The sequence below is a fragment of the Nocardioides sp. P5_C9_2 genome, from assembly GCF_054049555.1.
The window spans coordinates 1-6,106 of record NZ_JBFUMD010000218.1 but is presented as its reverse complement, the minus strand read 5'-3'; the positions used below and the strand labels follow the sequence as shown (position 1 = coordinate 6,106).

Below are 6,106 nucleotides of genomic sequence, written 5' to 3'. Positions count from 1 at the left end.
CCGCGCCGGCTCGGCGCGCCGACCGCCGCCGCGCTCCTCGTGGGCCTGGTCGCGGTGGCCTGCGTGCTCTCCGTCCTCGTGGGGGCCCGGGTGGTCCCGCCGGCCGCGATCTGGGACGGGTCCCACCCGCTGCACGCCGTCTCCAGCGCCCGGGTCGACCGCACCCTGCTCGGCCTGTCCGTGGGCGCCGCCCTCGCCCTCGCGGGCGCGGTCCTCCAGGGCCTCACCCGCAACCCGCTGGCCGACCCCGGGATCCTGGGCATCAACGCCGGGGCCAGCTTCGCGATGGTGGTCGGGCTGTCCGTCTTCGGTGTCTCCGAGCTGCGCGACTTCCTGTGGATCGCCTTCCTCGGCGCGGCGGTGGCGGCGGTCCTCGTGCACGTCATCGCCTCGCTGGGTCGCGAGGGAGCGACCCCGGTCAAGCTCGCCATCGCCGGCGCCGCCCTCACCGCGGCGGTGAGCAGCTGGACGACCGGGGTGCTGCTGGTCGACCGCCAGACCATGGAGACCTTCCGCCACTGGCAGGTCGGCACGGTCGGCGGCCGCGACCTCGAGGTGCTGCTCACCGGGGCGCCCTTCCTGCTGGTCGGGGCCGCCCTGGCGCTCGCCGGCGGCCGGCTGCTCGACACCCTGGCGCTGGGCGACGACCTGGCCCGCGGCCTCGGACGTCGTACGGCGATCGACCGGGTCGTCCTCGGCGTCGCGGTCGTGCTGCTCGCCGGCACCGCGACGGCGCTGGCCGGTCCGGTGGCCTTCGTCGGCCTCGTGGTCCCGCACGCCGTGCGCAGCCTGGTCGGCTCGGACCACGCGCGCCTGCTGCCMCTCGCCGCGCTCGGCGGGGCGGCTCTCGTGGTGCTCGCCGACACCCTCGGCCGGGTGGTCCTGCCGCCCGCGGAGGTCCAGGTCGGCGTGATGGCCGCGGTGGTCGGCGTACCCGTGTTCCTCCTCCTCGTCGGACGTGGTCGCTCGGGAGGTGGGGCGCGGTGACCACAACGGCGACCCGCACCGCGACGGCGCCGGCCCCCGACGCGCTGGAGGTCGTCCGGGGTGCCCGTCGTGGGCCGCGGCGCCGCTCGCGCGCCGTCGTCGGCGGGCTGTCGGCGCTGCTCGTGGGGGCGCTCGCCGCCCGGGTGCTGCTCGGCGACTACACGATCGCGGTCCCGGACTTCGTGCGGATCCTGACCGGCACCGACATCCCCGGCGCCACCTACATCCTGATGGAGAGCAAGCTGCCGCGAGCCGTCCTCGGGGTGCTCGCCGGCGTGGCCTTCGGGGTCGCGGGCGTGCTCTTCCAGACGACCCTGCGCAACCCGCTGGCCAGCCCCGACATCATCGGCGTCAGCCTCGGAGCGAGCGCCATGGCGGTCGTCGCCATCGCCCTGGGGGGCTGGCAGGGCCTGCCCGTGTCGGGGGTCGCGGTCCTGGGCGCTGTCACGGTGGCGCTCGTCGTCCGGCTCGTCGCCGGACCGCACGGCGGCCACCGGCTGGTGCTGGTCGGCATCGGACTCGCCGCCACCCTGCAGTCGGTCATCCAGTACGTCTTCACGCGCGTCGACGAGTACGACGCGCAGCTGGTGCTGCGGTGGCTGACCGGCAGCGTCAACGGGGTCGCCTGGCCGACCATCCGGCTCCTCGCGGTGGTGCTGGCCGTCCTCCTGCCACTCACGTGGTGGCTGTGCCGGTCCCTGTGCGCCAGCGAGCTCGGCGACGACACCGCCGCCGGGCTGGGCGTCTCCCGGACCCGCAGCGAGCTGCTGCTCCTCATGGGCGTGGTGCTGGTCGCGGTCGCCGTCGCGGCCACGGGCCCGATCGCCTTCGTGTCGTTCCTCGCCGGACCGATCGCCCGCGCCCTCAACGGCGGCCGCACCACCGTCCTCGGAGCGGCGCTGGCCGGCGCGGTCATCGTCGTGTCGGCCGACTACGTGGCCGACTACCTCGTCCCGGACACCAACCTGCCGGTCGGTGTCGTCACCGGCGCCGTCGGCGCCCCGTTCCTGCTCTGGCTGCTCGCGAGCGGCCGTACCGGAAGGAGGGCGGCATGACCGCCACCCCCACCGCTCGTCTGGAGGCCTCCGGCCTGTCGCTCGGGTACGCCGACCGCGCCGTCGTCCGCGACCTCGACCTCCGGGTCCCCGACGGCAGGGTCACGGTCATCGTCGGCGCCAACGCCTGTGGCAAGTCGACCCTCCTGCGTGGCCTGGCCCGGCTGCTGCGCCCGCAGTCGGGAGCGGTGCTGCTGGACGGCGAGGCGATCCACCGCCAGCCCACCAGGCAGGTCGCCCGCGTGCTGGGGCTGCTCCCGCAGAACCCGGTCGCCCCCGAGGGGGTGACCGTCGTCGACCTGGTCGGTCGGGGCCGGCACCCGCACCACGGCACGTTCCGGCGCTGGACCAGCGCGGACGACGAGGCCGTGGCCGAGGCGCTCACCCTGACCGACACCCTGGGTCTCGCCGACCGGGTCGTCGACGAGCTCTCCGGCGGCCAGCGGCAGCGCGTCTGGATCGCCATGGCGCTCGCGCAGGGCACCGACCTGCTGCTCCTCGACGAGCCCACGACCTACCTCGACGTCGCCCACCAGGTGGAGATGCTCGACCTCCTCGCGGAGCTCAACGCCCGCCGCGGGACCACCGTCGTGATGGTGCTGCACGACCTCAACCTCTCGGCCCGGTACGCCGACCACCTCGTCGCCCTGCGCGCCGGCGTCGTGGTCGCCGAGGGCGCCCCGCACGAGGTCGTCACCGAGGAGGTCGTCCGCGAGGTCTTCGGACTCGACAACCGGGTGATCGACGACCCCGTCTCGCACACGCCGCTGGTGGTCCCCGTGGGCCGCCGGCTCCGGGCCGCCACCTCCACCCACCTCGAGGAGAACCGATGACCCCCGTGGTCGACGACCCCGCGCCCCCCGCCCTGCCCCTGCTCCTGTGCGAGGTGGAGGTGGTCTCGGTGGAGCGCCTCAGCCCGTCGTTCGTGCGGGTCGAGCTCGGCGGGGCGGCGCTCGCGGAGTACGGCGTCGACGGACCCCGCTACGACCAGCGCATCAAGCTGGTGGTCCCCGACCCGACGACCGGGGGACTGACCTCGGTCACCGGGGCCGACGAGGCATGGCTGGCCACGTGGTCGGACCGGCCGGTCACCGAGCGCGGCCACATGCGCACCTACACGATCCGCGACGTCCGCGGATCCGGCCAGGACACCACCATCGTGGTCGACATGGTGCTCCACCTCGAGGGCGACGCGGTCGGGCCCGGCTCCCTGTGGGCGGCCCGGGCCGAGCCCGGGGACCGGCTGGTGATGCTGGCGCCTCGCCGTGGCTTCCCCTTCGGCGGCATCGAGTTCACCCCCGGCCCCGGTGCCGAGCTCCTGCTGGTGGGCGACGAGACGGCCGTACCGGCCGTGTGCGCCGTCCTCGAGCAGCTCCCCGGTTCGTCGACCGGCGCGGCCTTCCTGGAGGTCCCCGAGGTGGGCGACGTGCTCGACGTACGACGCCCTGACGGGGTGTCGGTGACGTGGCTGCCGCGGCACGGCGCACCGCTCGGGGAGCGGCTGCACGCCGCGGTGGTCGCCCACCTCGGGACCCAGGGAGTCGTCGTCGAGGTCGCGCCCGACGACGTGGATCCCGACCTGTGGGAGACCCCGTCGTACTCCTCCTCGGGCGAGGAGGTCGCGGCCCCCCGCGAGGCTGCCGACGGGGCGGCGGGGCCAGGCCCGGACGGGCTCTACGCCTGGATCGCGGGGGAGTCCGCCGTGGTCACCGGGCTGCGCCGGCACCTGGTCCGCGGGGTCGGGATCGACCGCAGCCAGGTGGCGTTCATGGGCTACTGGCGGCGGGGTGTCGCCATGCGGTCCTGACCCGCCGCTCGTGGCCCGTCGTGGATCAGGCCTTCCGGGTCCAGCGGCGGGAGGCCTCGCGGCGGCGCTCGTCGCGGTGGTGACGGGCGATCAGCTCGATCTCGGTGGTTCCGTACATGGCGTGCTCCTTCGGTGGTCGTGCGGTCGGATGGGTGGATGTCAGCGCTGCTGGAGGGTGATGTCGCCGGTGGCGACCTGGGCCCGGACCTCGACGTGGTCCTGGCCCTCGACCGGCTCGCCGGTGCCGCCGAGGTCGCTGTGGATGCGCCCGGTGACCGTGGTGATGTCGGTCCAGACGGGAGTGCCCACCGGGATGCCCAGGCGTACGTCGCCACTGGCCCCCTTGACGGTGAAGCGCCCCCGGCGGGCCAGGTCGACCTGGAGGTCGCCGCTGCCCGTGGAGAAGGACACGTCGTCGGCGCTCTCGCCGACGCGCACGTCGCCGGAGCCGGTCTTGACGGCGAGGCTGCCGGCGACCGAGTCCACGGCCACGTCACCGCTGCCGGTGGAGACGGTCAGCGCCGCACCGACGCGACCGACGAGGACGTCGCCGGACCCGCTCTTGATGCGGCCCTCGCCGCGTAGCTCGACGAAGCGGAGATCACCGCTGCCGGCCTGCACCTCGAGCGGACCGCCGACCAGCTCGACGGCGAGGTCGCCGCTGCCGGCGTGGGCCCAGGTGGCGCCGTACTCGCCCTCGGCGCGCACGTCGGCGCTGCCGGTCCGCAGCGCCAGGGCGCTGGCCGTGGGCACGGTGACCGTGACGTGGTAGCGACGGCTGCCGCCGGTGAGGAACCCGGAGGTGCGCGGCACCACCACCGCGACCTGCCCGTCGCGCTGCTCGACGACGACCTCCTCGGGGTGGTCCCCGCTGAGCGTGACGGTGGTGATGTCGGTGTTCGTCGCGGTGACGTCGAGGCGGCCCTTGCCGATCTCGACGTACAGCTCGATCGGATCGGGGGTCTCGAAGATGTGGTCCATGGGTGTCTCCAGGGTGTGCTCGGCCCACGGTCCAGCCTGGGTGCTGGATCGCTGTGGCGCCTGACGGATGTTGCGGTCCGGTACGCGGTGTGCCCGCGTGGTGCTGGTCAGAGCCAGCCGGTCATGCGGCGGTTGCCGCGGTTGCCTCCCTTGAAGGGGTCGTGGCCGAAGAACGGGATGCTCGACAGGTCGATGTCGACGTTGATCGCGTGGTCGGAGGTCGCGGCCCGGATGACCGAGACGAGCCAGGTGTTGAGGCTCTGTCCGCTGGTCGCGGCCTTCTCCTCGGCCCGGGCCTTGATGGACTCGGGGATGCGGAGGGTGATGCGGGCGAGGTCGCCCTCCTCCACCTCCTCGGGCCGGGGCGGGATCGGCGGCGCCGGCGGGGTGGTCGCGACCTCGGTCGGCGCGACCTGGACGACGAAGTCGAGCTCACGCCCGGCCAGGCGTACGTCGACGCCGCCCTGCGGGAGCTCGGTGCTGATCTCGGCGGCGGCCTGGGAGATGGCCTCCATGATCGCGAGGCGGGCGCTGGCGTCCAGCGCGTAGCTGAGGCGTTCCGCCACCTGGCGGGCCTCGTCGCCACCGGCCTCGGCGGCGGCCAGCAGGTCGCGACGGAGGCTGTCGACGTACGGGGTGATGTCCATGCGCATCACTATGACATCACTGTGACGTCATGACAAGGGGTTGATGCTGTCATTTGGTGTCGCAGTGGTGTCCGGGGTCTCGGCTCGGCTGGCTCGGGGCCGTCGTGCGGCGTTGAGGGAGGGCGACTGGTGGACGAGCCGTCGTACGCCGTCCCCGTCGGGGGCGACCCTGACCCCCGTCGGTCGGCTGCGGCTGCGTCCCCCCGGGGTGTGGGCGCTCCGGCCGTCCTCCGTCTGTCGTCGCGCGGGCGCGGCGGTCGCTGTGCGTTGATGGAGCGCCAACTGGCGGCACACGACACGGTCTCCGGCGATCCTGCTGTCGTGCGCCGCCAGTCCGGCGCGGTCGCGACCTCCCGTCAGGAGTCCGGCTGCACGGGGAGCTGTGTCAGCGTGCCGGCACAGGGGCGCCAGTGTGCGGCACGGGGGGTGGTGGGTCAGCGCCGCGAGCGCGGCACGACACGCGGACACATGTCGTCGTGTGCCGTGCCGGTCAGGCGTGAGTCGGCTGCGCTCAGGGAGTTGTGTCCGCGTGTCGGCACGGGGGCCCGTGGCCCGGGACGACGAACGCGGCCCCCCGGGGAGGGGAGGCCGCGTTCAGGCGGTGTGCTGCGTGCTCAGAGGTCGAAGAG

6 protein-coding genes are annotated in these 6,106 nt (G+C 74.4%); 4 read left to right on the top strand and 2 right to left on the bottom strand.

The features are described 5' to 3' along the window. From ACXJKL_RS12110 to ACXJKL_RS12095, 4 genes are all read left to right on the top strand, one after another. Positions 1–987, top strand: a 987-nt coding sequence (locus tag ACXJKL_RS12110; protein ID WP_457207300.1) for a FecCD family ABC transporter permease, incomplete at its 5' end; no start/stop codon positions are given. Then, a complete protein-coding gene (locus tag ACXJKL_RS12105; RefSeq protein ID WP_457207299.1) occupies positions 984–2,042 on the top strand; it encodes a FecCD family ABC transporter permease in 1,059 nt (352 codons plus the stop codon). The genes ACXJKL_RS12110 and ACXJKL_RS12105, both read left to right, overlap by 4 nt. Further along, the gene (locus ACXJKL_RS12100) at positions 2,039–2,875 is read left to right on the top strand and encodes an ABC transporter ATP-binding protein (RefSeq protein WP_457207298.1); all 837 of its coding nucleotides are present in this window, start codon (positions 2,039–2,041) and stop codon (positions 2,873–2,875) included. The genes ACXJKL_RS12105 and ACXJKL_RS12100 overlap by 4 nt, the downstream gene beginning before the upstream one ends. Further along, positions 2,872–3,849: a siderophore-interacting protein gene (locus ACXJKL_RS12095; RefSeq protein WP_457207297.1), complete on the top strand. Its 978-nt coding sequence runs from the start codon at positions 2,872–2,874 to the stop codon at positions 3,847–3,849. The genes ACXJKL_RS12100 and ACXJKL_RS12095 overlap by 4 nt, the downstream gene beginning before the upstream one ends. A gap of 159 nt (positions 3,850–4,008) precedes the next feature. On the opposite strand, the gene ACXJKL_RS12090 is transcribed toward ACXJKL_RS12095, so the two are convergent. Continuing rightward, the gene (locus ACXJKL_RS12090) at positions 4,009–4,830 is read right to left on the bottom strand and encodes a DUF4097 family beta strand repeat-containing protein (protein ID WP_457207296.1); all 822 of its coding nucleotides are present in this window, start codon (positions 4,828–4,830) and stop codon (positions 4,009–4,011) included. A 107-nt stretch (positions 4,831–4,937) separates the two neighbouring features. Further along, positions 4,938–5,477, bottom strand: coding sequence for a toxin-antitoxin system HicB family antitoxin (locus tag ACXJKL_RS12085; protein ID WP_457207295.1), 540 nt, complete (start codon positions 5,475–5,477; stop codon positions 4,938–4,940). Positions 5,478–6,106: the final 629 nt, after the last annotated feature.